We start from the raw sequence: 18475 nt of genomic DNA on the forward strand, positions 1-18475 counted from the left end.
AACTCGCTTGATTGGTTCGAACGTATCTACGAAGACCCTAGCCCATGCTGACGCTCAGGTCCGGGACCCGCCGCCCCAGCCCTGGGAACCCCCGGCACCCCGGCTGCGCTGCTCAGCGGCCAACCAGACCCTCTGGGCCGCCGTGGCCGAGGAGCCCCGGGCGCCAGGGCTCCCGGCCGCCGTCGGGAAACTCGAGGCGCGCTGCGGGCTGGTCAGGTTGCCGGTCTCCAGCCCCCGCCCCATCAGCCCTCCGCGCCAGGCATGGGTGATGGCCAGAGCCAGGGCATCGGCGGCGTCCGCGGGCCTGGGGGGCTCCCCCAGGCGCAGGATCCGGGTGACCATGGAGGTGACCTGTTCCTTGCCGGCGGTGCCACTGCCCGTCACCGCGGCCTTGATCTCGGAGGGCGTGTGCAGGGCCACGGGGATGCCGCGCCGGGCCGCCGCCGCGATCGCCACCCCCGAGGCCTGCGCGGTGCCCATGACGGTGGGCGTGTTGTGCTGCGCGAACATGCGCTCCACCGCCACATGGTCCGGGGAATGCCGGTCCAGCCACTCGTTGACGGCCTCGTCGATCGCCAGCAGGCGCCGATCCAGGGACTGCTCCGCGCCGGTCCCCACCACCGTCACCCCCACGAGCGTGGCGGTACGGTTGGGTGCCACGTCCACCACGGCGATGCCACAGCGGGTCAACCCGGGATCGACCCCGAGCACCCGCAGCGGACCCGGCTCACGGCGTGTCACCGAGGCGGTCAGTCCTCGTCCAGCTGCGCGAGCACCTCGGCGGAGATGTCCACGTTGGAGTACACGCTCTGCACGTCATCCAGGTCCTCGAGGGCATCCTCCAGATTGAAGTAGGTCTTGGCCCCCTTGGCATCCAGGTCCACCTTCATGGTGGCCACGAACTCCATCTCGTCCGTGTCATATTCGATGCCGGCCTCCTCCAGGGCATTGGCCACGGCACGCAGGTCCGAGGGGTCGCAGAGGATCTCGAAGACGTCTCCCGACTGGGTGACATCCTCGGCGCCGGCGTCCAGAACGGCCAGCATGACCTCCTCCTCGGTGTGGCCCTCGGCCGGCAGGCGCACCAGCCCGGTCCGGTTGAACAGGAAGGCCACCGAGCCCGAGTCCGCCATGGTGCCGCCGCTACGGGTGACCGCTGTGCGGACATCCGCGGCAGCGCGGTTCTTGTTGTCCGTCAGGCACTCCACCATCAGGGCCGACCCCTGGGGTCCACGGACCTCGTAGATGGTCTCCGTGTACTCGATGACCTCGCCGGTCAGGCCCGCCCCGCGCTTGATGGCGCGGTCGATGTTGTCATTGGGCACGGAGTTCTTCTTGGCCTTGGTCACCGCGAGGTCGAGGGCCGGGTTGCCGTCCAGATCCGGTCCACCCGCACGCGCCGCGACCTCGATCCCCTTGACGTACTTGGCGAAGGCCTTGGCGCGCCGCGAGTCGATGATGGCCTTCTTGTGTTTGGTGGTCGCCCACTTGGAATGCCCTGCCACGTGTACTCCTCCCCTCGCCGAGCCACGGTCTTGCGTGTGCCGGCGCTGGCTGTTGGTGATGATCGGGTGGTCTCGGCCCGGTCAGCATCAGCCGGGCCCTGCCGGTGACGGCAGAAGTCTGACTCCGATTCTAACGGGACCTCCAGAAGGACCCCCTGTCCCCGGCCACTGTTCCTCGCCACACAGATGTGAAACAGTTACTGGCTATGACCACGAACCCCCTGCTGACGCCCTCCACGCTGCCGTACGGGCTGCCCGATTTCCCCGCGATCTCCGACGAGCACTTCCTGCCGGCCTTCCGGGCCGGGATGGCCGAACATCGCACTGAGCTCAAGGCGATCGCGACGGACCCCGCCGACGCCACCTTCGAGAACACCTTCCGAGCCTTCGAGCGTTCCGGGGCCCTGTTGCGGTGGGTGCAGATGGTCTTCTCCAACCTCGTGGCCGCCGACGGTACGGACGCGCGCCAGGCGATCGACGAGGAGGTCAGCCCGGAGCTGGCGGCACACGCGGATTCGATCTACCTGGACGGCGCCCTCTACCAACGACTGGCCGGGGTGGACGTGACCGCGGATCCCCGGTTGGACGCCGAGGACCGGCGGCTGGCCGAGGAGACCCTGAAGACGTTCCGACTCCTCGGCGCCGATCTGGACCCGGACTCCCAGCGGCGGCTGGCCGTGCTCAACGAGAGGTTGGCCGTCCTGACCGCCCAGTACGGCCGGCGGATGGTCGCGGAGAACACTAACTCGGCCGTCTGGTTCGCCACCGCCGGTGAACTGACCGGGCTCTCGGAGCAGGATCTCGCCTCCGCCGCCGCGGCGGCCCACGCGGCAGGACACCCCGGCGGGTACCTCCTGACACTGTCCATGTTCACCTCCCAGCCCTGGCTGGCCGTGTTGGAGGACCGGGACTCCCGGCGCCGGGTCCACGAGGCCGCCTGGCGGCGCGGTTCCACGAAGGACGAGCACTACACACTGGATCTGGCCGCGGAACAGGCTTCCCTCCGCGCCGAGAAGGCCGGACTCCTGGGCTACACCAGTTGGGCCGAGTACGCCCTGGTGGACCGGACCGCCCCGGATCTGGCGGCTGTGCGGGAGCTGCTGGACCGAGTGGTCCCGGCAGCCACCGCCAACGCCCGCCGCGAGCGTGACACCGTTGAATCACTGGCGGGTCACCCCATCGAACCCTGGGACTGGCCCTTCTACGCGGCCCGGGTGGAACGGGAGCAGTACCACGTTGACGCCACGGCGCTGCGGTCCTACTTCGAGCTGGACCGGGTGCTGCAGGATGGCGTGTTCGCCGCAGCGGGCGCCCTCTATGGACTCTCCTTCCGCGAGCGCCCGGACCTGAACGGCTACGCACCGGGGGTCCGCATCTGGGAGGTGCTGGTGGAGCAGGGAGCCGAGGCCTCCGGCAGCGCCGGACTGGGTCTGTTCGTGGGCGACTTCTTCACCCGGCCCACGAAGTCCGGTGGCGCGTGGATGAACTCCTTCCGAGAGGCGTCCGCCGACCTGTCCGAGCGACCGGTGGTCAGCAACAACCTGAACATCCCCCAACCTGCCGACGGTGAGCCGGCACTGCTGACGGTGGACCAGGTGAATACCCTCTTCCACGAGTTCGGCCATGCCCTGCACGGCCTGTTGTCCTCGGCGCGGTACGCCAGCCTGTCCGGCACCGCAGTACCCAGGGACTTCGTGGAGTTCCCGTCCCAGGTCAACGAGATGTGGATGTACTGGCCGCAGATCGTCACACGGTACGCGCGCCACGTGGAGAGCGGTGAGGTGATCGATCAGGAGTTGCTGGAGGCGATCGAGGCCTCCTCACTGTGGGGTGAGGGCCACCGGACCACGGAGTATCTGGGAGCCGCCCTGTTGGACCTGGCCTGGCATTCACTGGCGCCCGGCAGCACGGTCTCCGATCCCCTGGCCTTCGAGGCCGAGCATCTCATGGCAGCGGGGCTCGATCCGGAGCTGGTGCCCCCGCGGTACCGGTCCAGCTACTTCAAGCACATCTTCGCCGGCGGTTACGCGGCCGGCTACTACTCCTACCTGTGGTCCGAGATGCTGGATGCGGACACCGTGGAGTGGTTCCGTGCCAACGGCGGGATGACGCGGCAGAACGGCGAGCGCTTCCGCGCCGAACTGCTCTCCCGAGGCAACACGAGGGACCCGATGGAGTCCTACCGCGCCTTCCGCGGCCAGGACGCCGATCCAGAGCACCTGCTGCGGCGGCGGGGCCTGCTCGGCTGATCCGGGCCGCTACGCCGTCAACTGGGCCAACCCCGGCCGCGGCGAGGTCAGCACGGCATGCAGCCACACCCGCACGGCGCGGTCCCACTTCTGCGGGTCCACATTCCACTCGCGGGTGTGCCGGGCCAGGTGGAACCGCACGAAGCTCACGAGCTGGGGCACCTTGGCGGCCAGGTCCATGGAGGGTCCCACCGGCACGAAGTCGTCGTCCTCGGAGTGCAGGATCAGAGTCGGCACCCGCAGCTGATCGGCTCGGGTCAGCCAGTCCATGGCCTTGAGGTCCACGGGGGCCGCCAGGCCGGTGGCCCACCGGCCCGCCTTGTTGCTCATGAGCCACTGGCCCAACCGGCCGACCGCATCCGGCAACCGATTGCGCCGGGCCTGGTGGGCCAGCACGTCCACCCAGTTGATGACCGGCCCGTCCAGGACCAGGGCGGCCACCATGGAGGACAGCTCGGATCGATCGGCCATCTGCAGGCAGACCGCCCCGCCCATGGACCAGCCGAACAGGACCACCTCTCGCGCCCCGTTCTCCAGGGCGTAGGCCACGGCGGCCTCCACGTCCTCCCACTCCGTGCTGCCCAGTCCGTAGCGGCCGTCCCCTGCGGCCGGGGCCTCGCCGTCGTTGCGGTAGGAGATCAGCAGGGAGGTCATCCCGAGTGCCCGCGCCGTGGCGATGGCCCGGATGCCCTCGGTGCGCTTGGAGCCGCGGCCGTGGACCATGACGGCCCAGACGCCACGGCCCGCGGGTGCAGAGGCTCCAGCCCCGGCGCCCTGGTCAGTCTCCTCGTCCGGGCGGATGAGCCAGGCCGGAGCTGTGCCGTTCTCCACGGGAATCCGCACGTCCTCGGTCGCGTAGCCGAGAGTCTGCGGGCTGGGGTAGACGAAGCCGGTCCACCGGCCACGGATGGCCTCCCGCAACTCGCCGGAGTAGACCTCCTCGACCTGGCGCTGGACGGTGCCGTCCCTCGGGTCGAACGACGTCACCGCACCGATCCGCGCGAGTCCCGCGCCGCCGTCGAACCCCAGGGAGTAGGTCCCGGGCACGGTGGTCTCCTCCGTCACGGGCAGGATGACCTCCAGCCCGGACTCCCCCTGCACCACGGCCAGGATCTCCAGGTCCTCCGCCGGGGTCTTGACGGGGGTGACCACAGTGCGGGCGAAGAGCCCCGCCAGCCCGGAGACGGTGCCCGCCGCCACCGAGCCGGCCACGATCCCGCCGACCGCGGCGAGGGAGGACCACCGCATCACCGGCTCGGCCTGGCCGATGGACTTCTTGAGCCGGTCCCGGCGGTTCTGCGCCGGCCGGCCGAAGGAGCGGGGGGAACGGGATGAGCGAGAGGTCATGCCCCATTCTGTCCATGTCCCTGCCGAGTCCGCCAGCGGAGGATTCGTGACACGCCCGTGGGAATCATCACGATGATCCGTGGTGTTATGGCTGTCATGAATGATCTCCCCACGCCGTCAGAGCAGAAGCAGCCCGAGCAGGACGCCCGCGGGCGGTCCGAGGCCGAATGGCGCGAGCGGCTGAGCCCCGAGGAGTTCCAGGTGTTGCGCCAGGCCGGCACCGAGCGCCCCTTCACCGGGGAGTACTGGGATGCGGAGACCGAGGGCGTCTACGCCTGCCGCGCCTGCGGAGCAGAGCTGTTCCGCTCAGACACCAAGTTCGACGCCCAGTGCGGCTGGCCCTCCTTCTTCTCCCCGCTGGCCGAGGACCGGGTGGAGTACATCCGTGACGCCACCCTGGGCATGGAGCGGATCGAGGTGCGCTGCGCCAACTGTGGCTCTCACATGGGCCACGTCTTCCAGGGCGAGGGCTTCGACACCCCCACGGACCTGCGCTATTGCATGAACTCCGTGTCCCTCACCCTGCGTCCTGCGACCGGCGAGGGAGCCGGCGAGTGAGCACAGCGCGCCGGGGCTTCGCCTCAGACAACTACGCCGGCGTCCACCCCGAGGTCCTGGCCGCCCTGGCTGCGGCGAACACGGGCCACGAGCCCGCCTACGGTGACGACTCCTGGACCGCGCGGCTGAAGGACCTGACCCGCGCCGAGTTCGGCACGGCGGCGGAGGCCTTCCCGGTGTTCAACGGCACGGGCGCCAATGTGATGGCGCTGCAGGCCCTGCTGCCGCCATGGGGTGCCGTGATCTGCGCCGAGTCCGCCCACATCCACCAGGATGAGGGCGGCGCCCCGGAGCGGATCGCCCACACCAAGCTGTTCACGGTGCCCACACCGGACGGCAAGCTGACCCCCGAGCTGATCGACCGTCAGGCCCACGGCGTCGGCTTCGTGCACCGGGCCCAGCCGGCCGTCGTCGAGATCGCCCAGGTCACCGAGCTCGGGACCGTCTACACCCCGGAGGAGATCCGGGCCATCACCGAACACGCCCACGGCCTCGGGATGTCCGTCTACCTGGACGGGGCCCGGCTGGCCAACGCCGCGGCCGCCCTGGGGACGGACCTGCGCTCCTTCACCACCGACGCCGGGGTGGACGTGGTCTCCTTCGGTGGCACCAAGAACGGCGCCCTGGGTGCCGAGATGGTGGTGGTGCTGAACCCGGAGGCCGTCGCGACCGGGCCGGGGGGCCGGCGCGCCGAGGGCGCCGGCCAGGCAGTCGGCTACCTGCGGAAGTCCTCCATGCAGCTCGCCTCCAAGATGCGCTTCGTCTCCGCCCAGCTCGTGGCCCTGCTGACCGATGGGCTGTGGCTGGACTCGGCCCAGCATGCCAACACGATGGCGGCCCGGCTGGCCGACGGGGCCCGGACCCTGGACGGCGTGACCCTCACCCAGGAACCCCAGGCGAACCAGGTGCTGGCCGTCCTCGACCCCGCCGTGGCCGAGGTGGTCCGCGCCGAGTACGCCTTCTATGACTGGGACCAGACGCGGAACGAGGTGCGCTGGATGACGTCCTGGGACACCACCGAGCAGGACGTGGACGGCTTCGTGGCCGCCCTGGACGGGGCCCTTGGCCCACGGCGTTGAGCCCCCTCACGGCGCGCCGCCACAGCATCACTCAGGTGCGGCTTTAACCTTGAATCTGTGACTGCCCTTGGCCACCACCCCGCAGAGATGCAGCGCCTCCCCGGAGAATTCCGTGAGGCGCTGAGCGGCCTGCGCCGGGCGAGGCACCGCCAGGAGGTCACCCTGGACGAGATCCCGGCACCCGGGCGCCTGGCACCCTTCGCCGTGGCGCTGGCCGCCGAGGTCCACGATCCCACCGCGGAAACCGGGCAGGAGCTCGCCACCGGCCGCTTCATCCTGCTCCACGATCCCGCCGGCTCGCCGGTGTGGAAGGGCACCTTCCGCGTGGTCACCTACATCCGGGCCTCGCTGGAGTCTGACCTCGGCAACGACCCCATGGTCGGAGCCGTGGCGTGGACCTGGCTGGTGGAGGCGCTCGAGAACCACCACGCCGGATACGCCGAGGCCGGCGGCACCGCCACCCGGGTGCTCTCCGAGAGCTTCGGCCGGCTGGCGGAACGCCCGGACACCATCGACATCGAGCTACGGGCCTCCTGGACCCCGACCGGTCCGGACAGCACGCAGCATCTGGAGGCCTGGGCGGACATGGTCTGTGCCTTCGCCGGCCTGCCGCCGGTCCCCGAGGGGGTCACTCCCCTGCCGCGCATCAGGAGGAACTGACATCACAGCGGACACCAACGCCACCCCGGACCAGGCCTCGAGCCAGGCCTCGGACCACGATCAGGCCGATACCGAGGCACCCGAACCACCCCGGCTCCTCACCGAACCGGAGGGTGGCATCCCGTTCGTCACCAACTCCCGTCAGGAACTCGAGCGGTGCGCCCGGCTGCTGAAGGCCGGCACCGGCCCGGTGGCGGTGGACGCCGAGCGGGCCTCCGGCTTCCGCTACGGCCAGCGGGCGTTCCTGGTCCAGATCAAACGGGAGGGCGCCGGGATCTGGCTGATCGACCCGGAGGCCTTCGAAGGCCTGGGGATCATCCAGGAGGCCCTGAGCGGCGTCGAGTGGATCCTGCATGCCTCCACCCAGGACCTGCCCTGCCTCTCCGACCTCGGGATGTGGCCGGACCGGCTCTTCGACACGGAACTCGCCGGCCGACTGCTGGGACTGCCTCGCGTGGGGCTGGCCTCCGTGCTGGAGCAGCTGCTCGGTGTCGCCCTGGCCAAGGAGCACTCCGCGGCCGACTGGTCCACCCGCCCCCTGCCCGAGGACTGGCTGCGGTACGCCGCGCTGGACGTCGAGCTGCTCGTGGAGCTGCGGGCCGCCATGATCGAGATGCTCACCGAGGCCGGCAAGCTGGGGTGGGCCGAAGAGGAATTCGAGGCCATCCGCACCGCCCCGCTGCCCGGCCCCCGCAGGGAACCCTGGCGGCGGACCTCCGGCATGCACCGCCTGCGCAAACCTCAGCAGCTGGCCGTGGTGCGCGAGCTCTGGGAGACCCGGGAGGCCCTGGCCCGCAATCGGGACGTGGCCCCCGGACGGCTGATCCCCGATGCCGCCATCGTGGCCGCCGCGGCCTCCCAGCCCAGCACGGTCCCGGCACTTTTGAAGACCCAGGGCTTCCACGGCCGAGCGGCCAGCAAGGAGGGCCCCCGCTGGGTACGCGCCATCCAGGCCGGCCAGGCCGCCGCCCAGACCAGGGACGGGCTGCCGCCACTGCACCTGCCCCTGGACGGCCCCCCGCCGCCACGGGCCTGGCGGGACCGCAACCCCCTGGCCGACCGTCGGCTCAAGACCGCCAAGGCATGGATCGGGAACAAGGCCGAGGAGCTGTCCCTGCCCACCGAGAACCTGTTGACCCCGGACACCCTGCGCCGGCTCTGCTGGTCTCCGCCGGAGGAGATCGACCCCGACTCCGTGGCCGCCGCCCTGGCCGGGCTCGGCGCCCGCAGCTGGCAGGTCTCCATCGTGGCGCCGATCCTGACCGTGGCCCTGCTGGACCCCGACCCAGCCTGACACTCGGTTCCTTTGTTCCTGGTCACGAGTTCCGAGTACTTCCGATATCGTGGGGCGTGACGCCACCCGATCCCGACTCAGGAGCACCATGACCGAGCCCGTAGTCCCCGCGTCCACCGACCGCTTCGCCCCGTATCGCGAGCTTGCGGCCCTGTTCCCGGACGAGGTCGTCACGCAGGCCGAGGTGACCGACGTCGATCTGCCCGGCGATGCCGGGACCCTCGCCCTGATCACCCTGGACAACCATGCCGGCCCGAAGCGGCCCACCACGCTGGGACCGAACACGCTCATCGGACTGGGCCGGGTGCTGGACACCCAAGCCGATCGCGCCCGCTCAGGGGAGTTGGCCGCCGTCGCGATCACCGGGAAGCCGGGCTTCCTGGCGGCCGGCGCTGACCTGGGCTCCGTGAGCAGCCTGAAGCAGGGCGCCGAGGGCAGACTGCTCGCCCAGCTGGGCCACGACGTGTACAACGTGCTGACGGACTTCCCGGTCCCGTCCTTCGCCTTCATCAACGGCCTGGCACTCGGCGGAGGGCTGGAGATCGCCCTGGCCGCCAACTACCGCACCGTCTCCTCGCGGGCGAAGGGCCTCGGCCTGCCGGAGGCCTTCCTCGGCCTGGTACCGGGCTGGGGCGGCGTGTGGAAGACCCCGCGGATCACCGGGCCACGGGACGCACTGACCCTGATGATCAAGAACCCGCTGTCCAACAACCGCAACATGGACGGCCGGACGGCCCACTCGATCGGGCTGGCGGACGCGATCTTCGACCCCGCCCAGGATCCGGCTGACACCGGTGTCTTCGTGCAGGCCTCCGTGGAATGGGCCGCCCGCGTGATCGCCGGCGACGCCGAGACCGTGACCGCCCTGCAGGCCCAGCGTGACCGGGACACCTCGGATCAGGCATGGGACGAGGCGATCGCGGAGGGGAAGGCACTCGTGGCCGCCAAGACCGGCGGGCATGTGCCGGCCCCGGCCAAGGTCATGGAGCTCTTCGAGGCCGGCCGTCACCGGACGCGGGAGGAATCCGCCGCCGCCGAATGCGAGGCCCTGGCCGAGCTGATGCTCACGCATGAGTTCGCCAACACGGTCTACGCCTTCCTGGACGTGGTTCAGAAGCGCTCCAAGAATCCCGCCGGCGCGCCGCCGGCCGAGCTGGCCCGGCCGGTGCAGAAGGTCGGCGTGGTGGGCGCGGGGCTGATGGCCGGGCAGCTGGCCATGGTCTACGCGCAGCAGCTGAAGGTGCCCGTGGTGATGACGGACATCGACCAGGAGCGGGTGGACCGCGGCGTGGGCCACGTCCACGCCCAGGTGGACAAGCTCGCCGCCAGGGGAAAGCTGAGCGCCGAGGCCGGCGAACAGCTGAAGGCCCTGGTGACCGGCTCCGTGTCCAAGGACGTCTATGCGGACGCCGACTTCGTCATCGAGGCCGTCTTCGAGGAGATGGGCGTCAAGAAGACGGTCCTGGCAGAGCTCGAGCAGATCGTCTCCCCCGAGTGCATCCTGGCCACGAACACCTCCTCCCTGTCCGTCACCGAGATGGCCTCGGGCCTGGAGCATCCGGAGCGGCTGCTCGGCTTCCACTTCTTCAACCCGGTGGCCGTGATGCCGCTCGTGGAGATCGTGCGCGGTCCGCAGACCACGGAGGAGGTCCTGGCCACGGCCTTCGCCACCGCCAAGGGCCTGGGCAAGACCGCCGTGCTCGTCCATGACGCCGCCGCCTTCGTGGTGAACCGGATCCTGCTGCGCATGATGGGCGAGGTGCAGCACTCCTTCGATTCCGGTACCGACGCCGAGGTGGCGGACGAGGCCCTGGCCCCGATGGCCCTGCCGATGACCCCCTTCACCCTGCTGGCCATGGTGGGCATCCCCGTGGCTCAGCACGTCACCGAGTCGCTCAACGCGGCCTTCGGCGACGAGCGGTTCCCGGTCTCCACGAACCTGCAGCACCTGATCGACGCGCAGGTCAGCTCGATCTGGGCCCCGGGTGGGCCGGGCGACGACGACAGGAAGGTCATCCCCGCCAAGACCCTGGAGTTGCTCGAGTTCGGTGAAACGCCCGAGACCGGCGAACAGCTGCTGGTCCGCGTCCAGGACGCCCTGGCCCAGGAGATCGGCATGATGCTGGACGAGGGCGTGGTGGCCGATGCCGAGGACATCGACCTGTGCATGATCCTCGGAGCCGGCTGGCCCATGCACCTGGGCGGCATCACCCCGTACCTGGACCAGGTGGGCGCCTCCGAACGGGTCAACGGCCGCCGTTTCCACGGCTGAGGGCCCGGGGCCACCGCCGGAGACGAAATCACGCCGGAGAGCGGATAATGGGTGGATGGCTACCGAGCACCACCCCACGCCCGACTCCCCCACGGCTCAGGATCCGCAACACGACGGCGGCGCCCGCTGCAACGGTTGCGGCACCTCCCGCAGGTCATTCCTGGAGCGAGGCGCGCTGATCTCGGCGGTGGGTGTGGCCTCCACGGTGGGGCTGACGGCGTGCACGGACGACATCCGGGCGGAGGACAACGCCCCCTCCCAGCACGTCGGCGGCACCCCCACCGAGGCCATCCAGCTGGCGGAACTGCCCACCGGGGGCTTGACCACCGTCAAGGTCGAGGGGCGCACGCTGTTGATCAGCCGCCCCGCCGAAGGCGAGGTGCATGCCTTCTCGGCGGTGTGCACGCATCAGGGCTGCACGGTGGCGCCGAACGTGGAGAACGGGGAGGACGTCTTCTCCTGCCCCTGCCACGGCTCGCACTTCGACACGACCACCGGCGTGCCCTACGGCGGCCCGGCGAAGCAGCCACTGACCGAGTACACCGCCGGGATCGACGGCGACTGGGTCATGGTCACTCTCTAGGGTGCGGTCTCCGCGGCGGATTGACGATGACCTCGCGGCTGTTCGGATCCCAGTGGGGCTGCTCGGCCTTGCGCCGCGGGTAGTAGTAGAAGCGCCACCACATCCAGACGGCGGGGCCGAGCACCGGCAGCAGGAACATCAGGAACGCCCACGAGATCCGCCGGCCCGCGCTCAGCGGGGAATGCGAGAGCGAGACCAGGGACCACACCAGCAGCACCAGGATGGCGATCACCAGGACCCACAGCAGGATCTCCGTGACGTCGATCCCCATCGTCATCCCCGGGGCACCCACTAGAACAGGGCCACCCTCGGCACGGAGGGGAACATCTCATCCATCTCGGCGCGCTCGGCGTCGGTGGGGACCCAGCGCATGGCGCCGGCATTCTGGCGGACCTGCTCCGGCCGGGTGGCCCCGGCGATCACCGAGGTGACCGGCTTCTGGGCAGCCAACCAGCAGAACGCGAGCTCCACCTCGGTGAGGCCCCGCTGGCGAGCGAAGTCCCCGAACCGCCGCAACTGCTCCAGGTCGGCGTCCCGCACCATGTTCTGGCGCGTGTGGGACAGCCTCGATCCCTCTGGCGCGGTCCCGGACGAGTACTTGCCGGTCAGCATGCCATTGGCCAGGGGGAAGTACGGCAGCACACCCAGCCCATAGGCCCTCGCCGACGGCAGCACCTCCAGCTCGGCACGGCGGTCCAGCAGGTTGTAGTGGTTCTGCGCGGAGATGAACCGCTCGCTCCCCAGCTCGCGGGCCACGAACTCCGCCTCGGCGATCTGCCAACCCGCCCGGTTCGAGTGCCCGATGTACCGGACCTTCCCGGAGCGCACCAGTTCGTCCAGCGCGGAGAGCGTCTCCTCGATCGGTGTCTGTTCGTCCGGGGTATGGAACTGGTACAGGTCGATCCACTCGGTGCCGAGTCGCCGCAGGGAGGCTTCCACGGCCTGCACGATGTACCGCCGGGAGCCGCGCGCGCCGAAGTCGTTGCCGTTGACGCCCTTCATGTCCATGCCGAACTTCGTGGCCAGCACGATCTGATCGCGGCGGTCCCCCAGCGCGCGGCCCAGCCGCTCCTCACTGAGCCCCGGGGTGGCCCCGTAGGTGTCCGCCACGTCGAAGAAGGTCACCCCGGCTTCGAGGGCCGCATGTACCACGGCGTCCGTGCCCTCCTGGTCCAGCGTGGCGGTTCCGGGGCGTCCCAGGTTGTTGCACCCCAGCCCGACGACGGAGACGGACAGGCCGGAGCGGCCGAGACGGCGGTGTTCCATGGATCTGCCCCTACAGGTTGGTGGTCAGGCGCGAGGGCTGTACCTGCGCGAACTTCGCGGCGGCGGGGATCTCGGCAGCGGCCTTGCGGGGATGCACGGTGGCGACCTCGAAGACCACGCGGCCTGACTCCGCCCGTTCCGCCACGACCTCCCCGAGACCGCGCCAGGCCAGTTGGTTGGTGATCTCCCCGCGGAGCCGGGAGACCATCGTGGACTCCACGGAGGTCGGATCGGCGCCCTTGAGGCGGTAGGAGACCTCGAGCGTCCTCACCTCGTCACCGTCGAGCTCGGCGAACCCGTCCTCGGCGCACTGTGCCGCGAACACGGCGAGCAACTCCTCACCGGCGGCGTCGTCCGCCACCTTCTCGGCCGTCGTCGTACCCGTGGTGCCGAGGCGGCCGTGGTGGACGATCACCTCGCCGCTGCCCGGTGCCAGCCAGGCCTCCCGGTAGTCCAGGCGCTGTTGGCCGTCCTGCTCGGACCGCCGATACGTTCGCACAATGCTCATTTCTTGCCCTTTGTGGTGGGAGTTGTCTGGACCTGATGCATCTGGCCGGTCAGAGGCCGGGCGAAGGGGACCTTGGTGCCCAGCACCTGGGCCACCGTGTCCTGGGCCACCTGCCTCGCGGTCAGGCCCGTGCGCTCCAGGACCTGCTCGCGGGAGCCGTGGGCGAGATACTCCACCGGAAGGCCGACCTCGTTGAGGGCGGTGTCCACTCCGGCCGCACGCATCTCCTGACGGATCCGGGAGCCGACGCCGCCGGCCTTCACCCCGTCCTCCAGGCACACCACGATCCGGTGGCGGGCGGCCAGGGCGATCACCGACTCCCGCACGGGCAGCACCCAGCGCGGATCGATCACGGTGGCGGAGATGCCCTGGTCCGTCAGCCGTTCGGCCACGTCCACGCCCAGCTCGGCCAGCGACCCGACGGCCACGATCAGGACGTCCCGCTCGGCCCCGGGCTCCTCGGACGCAGCGCCCAGGCGCAAGAGGACGTCCACCCCGTCCGCGAGGCGTTCCACGGCGGCGATCTCCGGGCCCACGGAACCCTTGGAGAAGCGCACCACGGTGGGGGCGTCGTCCACCGCCACGGCCTCACGCAGCTCCTCGCGCAGCCGCTCGGCATCCCGCGGGGCGGCGATGCGCAGGGTCGGCACTGACTGCAGCAGGGCCAGGTCCCACATGCCGTGATGGCTGGGGCCGTCCGGTCCGGTGACGCCGGCCCGGTCCAGCACGAAGGTCACGCCGGCCCGGTGCAGGCCCACGTCCATGAGGACCTGGTCGAAGGCGCGGTTGAGGAAGGTGGCATAGACGGCCACCACGGGGTGCAACCCACCGAAGGCCATGCCGGCGGCCGAGGTGACGGCGTGCTGCTCGGCGATGCCGACGTCATACACCCGCTCCGGGTGGCGCTCCGCCATCAGCCCCAGGCCCACGGGGATCTTCATGGCGGCGGTGATGGCCACGATGTCCTCGCGCTCATCGGCGATCTCGGCGATCTCCTCCCCGAACGCGGACGTCCATGACGGGCCCGAGCTGGAGGCCACCGGCTCACCGGTCTCCGGATCGATCCGGCCGATGGCGTGGAACTGGTCGTCCTGATGCGCCACCGCGGGAGCGTAGCCGTGACCCTTCTCCGTCATGGCGTGCACGATCACGGGGCCGGCGTAGTTCCTGGCGTCCGCCAGCGCCTCCTCGAGCTCGGCCTGGTCATGGCCGTTGATGGGCCCGATGTACTTCATCCCCAGGTCCTCGAACAGTCCCTGGGGCGCCCACCAGTCCTTGATGCCCTTCTTGGTGGCGTGCAGGGACTTGTAGACGAAGCGACCGGCGGTCCCGGAGGTCTGCAGCCGGGACTTCCAGAAGTCCAGGGTGTCCTCATAGGTGCGGTGCGTGCGGAGCTTGTCCAGGAACACCCGGCGCAGCCCGGAGAGCTGGTTGGCCAGCCCGCCCACGGTGGGGGCATAGGAGCGCCCGTTGTCATTGACCACGATCACCACGCGGCGGTCCCGGTCCGCGGCGATGTTGTTGATGGCCTCCCAGGCCATGCCGCCCGTCAGCGCGCCGTCCCCGATCACGGCCACCACGGTGCGATCGCCCTGACCACGCAGGGCCCAGGCCCGGGAGATGCCGTCCGCCCAGGACAGGGACGAGGAGGCGTGGGAGGACTCCACCACGTCATGCACGGACTCGGCGCGGTCCCCATAGCCGGAGAGCCCGCCCTCCTGGCGCAGCGTGGAGAACTCCTGCCGGCCGGTCACGAGCTTGTGCACGTAGGACTGGTGCCCCGTGTCGAAGATGACGGCGTCCTGCGGCGAGTCGAAGCTCCGGTGGATCGCCAGGGTCAGCTCCACCACGCCCAGGTTCGGGCCCAGGTGCCCGCCGGTGCGGGAGACGTTGGTGATGAGGAAGGTCCGGATCTCCTCGGCCAGTTGCCGCGTCTGACCCCGGGTGAGGCGGTGCAGGTCCTGCGGGGTGCGGATCGATTCGAGAAGGCCCACGGGCAAGCGGTCCTTTCGGCCGGGGAACAGAGTGGAATACAGCTTCCCCCCAGAATACCGCGCGGTGGCCGTGCCGCTGGGAGGGGGGCGAACCATCAGTGGGCACGACGCCGAGGGGCCGGGTTCCCGGTGTGGGGAACCCGGCCCATCGGTCCGGTGGCTACCGGTGCGGATCAACCGCAGCGGCGGCGGAGACTACTTCTTCGCCGCGATCTGGCGCAGCACGTACTGCAGGATGCCACCGTTGCGGTAGTAGTCGGCCTCACCGGGGGTGTCGATGCGGACCACCGCGTCGAACTCGGTGACCTTCCCGTTCTCGTGCGTGGCCGTGACCTTGACAGTCTTCGGGGTGGAGCCCTCGTTCAGGGCGGTCACGCCGGAGATCCCGAAGGTCTCGGTGCCGTCCAGGCCCAGGGTGTCCGCGGACTCGCCCTCGGGGAACTGCAGCGGCAGCACGCCCATGCCGATCAGGTTCGAACGGTGGATGCGCTCGAAGGACTCCGTGATGACCGCCTTGACGCCCAGCAGCGCGGTGCCCTTGGCTGCCCAGTCACGGGACGAGCCGGTGCCGTACTCCTTGCCGGCCAGCACCACCAGGGGGGTGCCGGCGGCCTGGTAGTTCTGCGCCGCGTCGTAGACCGCGGCCTGCGGGGAACCGTCCTGGGTGTAGTCGCGGGTGAAGCCGCCCTCCACGCCGTCCAGCAACTGGTTCTTGATGCGGATGTTGGCGAACGTACCGCGGATCATCACCTCGTGGTTGCCACGGCGGGAGCCGTAGGAGTTGAAGTCCTTGCGCTCCACGCCGTTCTCCAGCAGGTACCGGCCTGCCGGGGTGTCCGACTTGAAGGAACCGGCCGGGGAGATGTGGTCCGTGGTCACGGAGTCACCGAGCTTGAGCAGCACGCGGGCGCCGGCGATGTCCTCCACCGGGGTCGGCTCGGCCGGCATGCCCTCGAAGTACGGGGGCTTCCGGACGTAGGTGGACTGGTCGTCCCACTCGAAGGTGTCGCCCTCGGGGGTCTCCAGGGCCTGCCAGCGGGCGTCGCCGTCGAAGATGGTCCCGTATTCACGGGTGAACATCTCGGTGTCGATCGAACGGTCGATGATCTGCTGGACCTCGGTCGGCTCCGGCCAGATGTCCTTCAGGAACACGTCGTTGCCGGCGGAGTCCTGACCCAGCGGATCGTTCTCGAAGTCGAAGTCCATGGTGCCGGCCAGTGCATAGGCGACCACCAGCGGCGGGGAGGCCAGGTAGTTCATCTTCACGTCCGGGTTGATGCGGCCCTCGAAGTTCCGGTTGCCGGAGAGCACCGAGGTCACGGACAGGTCGTTGTCCTGGATGGCCTGGGAGATCTCAGACTCCAGCGGACCGGAGTTGCCGATGCAGGTGGTGCAGCCGTAGCCCACGATGTTGAAGCCCAGGGCGTTCAGCGAGGGGACCAGACCGGACTTCTCGTAGTACTCGGTGACCACGCGGGATCCGGGCGCCACAGAGGTCTTGACCCAGGGCTTCGAGGTGAGGCCCTTCTCCACGGCATTGCGGGCCAGCACGGCGGCCGCCATCATCACCGAGGGGTTGGAGGTGTTGGTGCAGGAGGTGATCGAGGCGATCGAGACGGCACCGTGGTCCAGCTGGAACTCACGGCCGTCCTCCATGGCCACGCCCACGGACTTGGACGGACGGCCGGCTCCGGCCTCGTCCTCGGTGGCGTAGTTGTGGATGTCCTTGCGGAACTGGTCCTTGGCGTCCGTGAGCTGGATGCGGTCCTGAGGACGCTTCGGGCCGGAGATCGAGGGCACCACGGTGCCGAGGTCCAGCTCGAGGTACTCCGAGAACTGGATCTCCTTCGAGGGATCGTGCCAGAGGCCCTGCTCCTTGGCGTAGGCCTCCACCAGCGCGATGCTCTCCGCGGAGCGGCCGGTCAGGCGCAGGTAGTCCAGGGTGACGTCGTCGATGGGGAACATCGCGGCGGTGGAGCCGAACTCCGGGGACATGTTCCCGATGGTGGCGCGGTTGGCCAGCGGCACGGAGCCGACGCCCTCACCGTAGAACTCCACGAACTTGCCGACCACGCCGTGCTGGCGCAGCTGCTCGGTGATGGTGAGCACCACGTCGGTGGCGGTGGCGCCGGCCGGGATGGACCCGGTCAGCTTGAAGCCGACCACGCGCGGGATGAGCATGGAGACGGGCTGGCCGAGCATGGCCGCCTCGGCCTCGATGCCGCCGACGCCCCAGCCCAGCACGCCCAGACCGTTGACCATGGTGGTGTGGGAGTCGGTACCGACGCAGGAGTCCGGGTAGGCGCGCAGCACGCCGTCCACCTCGCGGGTCATGACGGTGCGGGCCAGGTTCTCGATGTTGACCTGGTGCACGATCCCCATGCCCGGGGGGACGACCTTGAAGTCGTCGAACGCGGTCTGGCCCCAGCGAAGGAACTGGTACCGCTCGCCGTTGCGCTGGTACTCGATCTCCATGTTGCGCTCGATGGCCTGGTCGTTGCCGAAGGAGTCGATCTGCACCGAGTGGTCGATCACGAGCTCGGCGGGTGCCAGCGGGTTCACGCGGGAGGCATCGCCACCGAGGTCCTCGATGGCCTCACGCATGGTCGCGAGGTCCACGATGCAGGGCACACCGGTGAAGTCCTGCATGATGACGCGGGCGGGGGTGAACTGGATCTCGGTGTCCGGCTGCGCGTTGGGGTCCCAGGACCCCAGGGCCTTGATGGTCTCGGCGGTCACGTTCGCGCCGTCCTCGGTACGGAGCAGGTTCTCCAGCAGGACCTTCAAGGAGTACGGGAGCTTCTCTGCGCCCTCCACCTTGTTCAGCCGGAAAATCTCATACTCGGCGCCCTCGACGTCCAAGACGCCTTTGGAGCCGAAGCTGTCAACAGTAGTCACGGGGACTCCTCTTCCTGCCCTGGGTCAGGGCGTTTGGCCGGTCTGTCAGTGCCGTTGCCGGTCCGCCGGTTGATCCTGAACACGCGTGCGGGCGGTTCAGTGCCGATGGTGGCAGCCACATGCCGTTCCTGGGCCGGACATCTCACAACGCCGTCACAGGGGGCTTCGGCCACCATCCTAGCCCGATGCGCGGCAGGAACCCGCGCTTACCGCGCGCAGATGTCCGGCGCACTTCGCAGAAAACCGCACTTCTTGACACCAC

The 18475-nt window shown here is 69.8% G+C and carries 15 protein-coding genes; 7 read left to right on the forward strand and 8 right to left on the reverse strand.

Going from position 1 to position 18475, the window contains the following annotated elements:
* Nucleotides 1–54 precede the first annotated feature (54 nt).
* Nucleotides 55–741 (reverse strand): crossover junction endodeoxyribonuclease RuvC, encoded by a 687-nt coding sequence (gene ruvC / locus IMT31_RS02110; RefSeq protein WP_413543595.1) that lies wholly within the window; start codon nt 739–741, stop codon nt 55–57.
* Nucleotides 742–749: 8 nt separating this feature from the next.
* Nucleotides 750–1505, reverse strand: a complete 756-nt coding sequence (locus IMT31_RS02115) for a YebC/PmpR family DNA-binding transcriptional regulator (RefSeq protein ID WP_345356619.1) — start codon at nt 1503–1505, stop codon at nt 750–752.
* Between the two features lie 206 nt (nt 1506–1711).
* Here IMT31_RS02115 and IMT31_RS02120 point away from each other — a divergent pair, with 206 nt between their 5' ends.
* Complete coding sequence (locus IMT31_RS02120) at nt 1712–3754, forward strand: M3 family metallopeptidase (RefSeq protein ID WP_413543596.1); 2043 nt, start codon at nt 1712–1714, stop codon at nt 3752–3754.
* Between the two features lie 9 nt (nt 3755–3763).
* Here the strand turns inward: IMT31_RS02120 and IMT31_RS02125 are convergent, their stop codons facing one another.
* Nucleotides 3764–5101, reverse strand: coding sequence for an alpha/beta hydrolase family protein (locus IMT31_RS02125; protein WP_413543597.1), 1338 nt, complete (start codon nt 5099–5101; stop codon nt 3764–3766).
* A gap of 96 nt (nt 5102–5197) precedes the next feature.
* Here IMT31_RS02125 and msrB point away from each other — a divergent pair, with 96 nt between their 5' ends.
* From msrB to IMT31_RS02155, 6 genes are all read left to right on the forward strand, one after another.
* The gene (msrB, locus tag IMT31_RS02130; protein WP_345356613.1) at nt 5198–5659 is read left to right on the forward strand and encodes a peptide-methionine (R)-S-oxide reductase MsrB; all 462 of its coding nucleotides are present in this window, start codon (nt 5198–5200) and stop codon (nt 5657–5659) included.
* Nucleotides 5656–6738: a threonine aldolase family protein gene (locus tag IMT31_RS02135; protein ID WP_413543598.1), complete on the forward strand. Its 1083-nt coding sequence runs from the start codon at nt 5656–5658 to the stop codon at nt 6736–6738. The genes msrB and IMT31_RS02135 overlap by 4 nt, the downstream gene beginning before the upstream one ends.
* 87 nt (nt 6739–6825) lie before the next feature.
* Entirely contained in the window at nt 6826–7398 is a 573-nt protein-coding gene (locus IMT31_RS02140; RefSeq protein WP_413544353.1) for a DUF3000 domain-containing protein, read from the forward strand.
* Nucleotide 7399: 1 nt separating this feature from the next.
* Entirely contained in the window at nt 7400–8692 is a 1293-nt protein-coding gene (locus IMT31_RS02145) for an HRDC domain-containing protein (RefSeq protein WP_413544354.1), read from the forward strand.
* 88 nt (nt 8693–8780) lie between these two features.
* A complete protein-coding gene (locus IMT31_RS02150; RefSeq protein WP_413543599.1) occupies nt 8781–10964 on the forward strand; it encodes a 3-hydroxyacyl-CoA dehydrogenase NAD-binding domain-containing protein in 2184 nt (727 codons plus the stop codon).
* Between the two features lie 55 nt (nt 10965–11019).
* On the forward strand, nt 11020–11547 hold the full coding sequence (locus IMT31_RS02155; RefSeq protein ID WP_413543600.1) for a ubiquinol-cytochrome c reductase iron-sulfur subunit: 528 nt from the start codon (nt 11020–11022) through the stop codon (nt 11545–11547).
* Here IMT31_RS02155 and IMT31_RS02160 read toward each other — a convergent pair.
* The 5 genes from IMT31_RS02160 to acnA all read right to left on the reverse strand — a co-directional run bounded on the left by IMT31_RS02160 (nt 11537) and on the right by acnA (nt 18213).
* Entirely contained in the window at nt 11537–11824 is a 288-nt protein-coding gene (locus IMT31_RS02160) for a hypothetical protein (protein ID WP_345356598.1), read from the reverse strand. The two genes, IMT31_RS02155 and IMT31_RS02160, sit on opposite strands and share 11 nt — an antisense overlap.
* A 14-nt stretch (nt 11825–11838) precedes the next feature.
* Complete coding sequence (locus IMT31_RS02165) at nt 11839–12813, reverse strand: aldo/keto reductase (protein ID WP_345356594.1); 975 nt, start codon at nt 12811–12813, stop codon at nt 11839–11841.
* 10 nt (nt 12814–12823) lie between these two features.
* Nucleotides 12824–13321, reverse strand: coding sequence for a hypothetical protein (locus IMT31_RS02170; protein ID WP_345356591.1), 498 nt, complete (start codon nt 13319–13321; stop codon nt 12824–12826).
* On the reverse strand, nt 13318–15315 hold the full coding sequence (gene dxs / locus IMT31_RS02175; RefSeq protein WP_413543601.1) for a 1-deoxy-D-xylulose-5-phosphate synthase: 1998 nt from the start codon (nt 15313–15315) through the stop codon (nt 13318–13320). Before dxs ends, IMT31_RS02170 begins: the two co-directional genes overlap by 4 nt.
* Before the next feature lie 195 nt (nt 15316–15510).
* Nucleotides 15511–18213, reverse strand: a complete 2703-nt coding sequence (gene acnA, locus IMT31_RS02180) for an aconitate hydratase AcnA (protein WP_345356585.1) — start codon at nt 18211–18213, stop codon at nt 15511–15513.
* Nucleotides 18214–18475 lie beyond the last annotated feature (262 nt).

Origin of the sequence: Citricoccus nitrophenolicus, assembly GCF_047305825.1 — a bacterium.
In the GTDB taxonomy this organism is placed as follows: Bacteria; Actinomycetota; Actinomycetes; order Actinomycetales; family Micrococcaceae; genus Citricoccus; species Citricoccus nitrophenolicus.

Bases quoted from the DNA above. Each gene is read 5' to 3' on its own strand.
- IMT31_RS02120 (WP_413543596.1), top strand. From the start codon at position 1,712: ATGACCACGAACCCCCTGCTGACGCCCTCCACGCTGCCGTACGGGCTG.
- IMT31_RS02125 (WP_413543597.1), bottom strand. From the start codon at position 5,101: ATGACCTCTCGCTCATCCCGTTCCCCCCGCTCCTTCGGCCGGCCGGCG.
- msrB (WP_345356613.1), top strand. From the start codon at position 5,198: ATGAATGATCTCCCCACGCCGTCAGAGCAGAAGCAGCCCGAGCAGGAC.
- IMT31_RS02140 (WP_413544353.1), top strand. From the start codon at position 6,826: ATGCAGCGCCTCCCCGGAGAATTCCGTGAGGCGCTGAGCGGCCTGCGC.
- IMT31_RS02150 (WP_413543599.1), top strand. From the start codon at position 8,781: ATGACCGAGCCCGTAGTCCCCGCGTCCACCGACCGCTTCGCCCCGTAT.
- IMT31_RS02155 (WP_413543600.1), top strand. From the start codon at position 11,020: ATGGCTACCGAGCACCACCCCACGCCCGACTCCCCCACGGCTCAGGAT.
- IMT31_RS02160 (WP_345356598.1), bottom strand. From the start codon at position 11,824: ATGACGATGGGGATCGACGTCACGGAGATCCTGCTGTGGGTCCTGGTG.
- IMT31_RS02165 (WP_345356594.1), bottom strand. From the start codon at position 12,813: ATGGAACACCGCCGTCTCGGCCGCTCCGGCCTGTCCGTCTCCGTCGTC.
- IMT31_RS02170 (WP_345356591.1), bottom strand. From the start codon at position 13,321: ATGAGCATTGTGCGAACGTATCGGCGGTCCGAGCAGGACGGCCAACAG.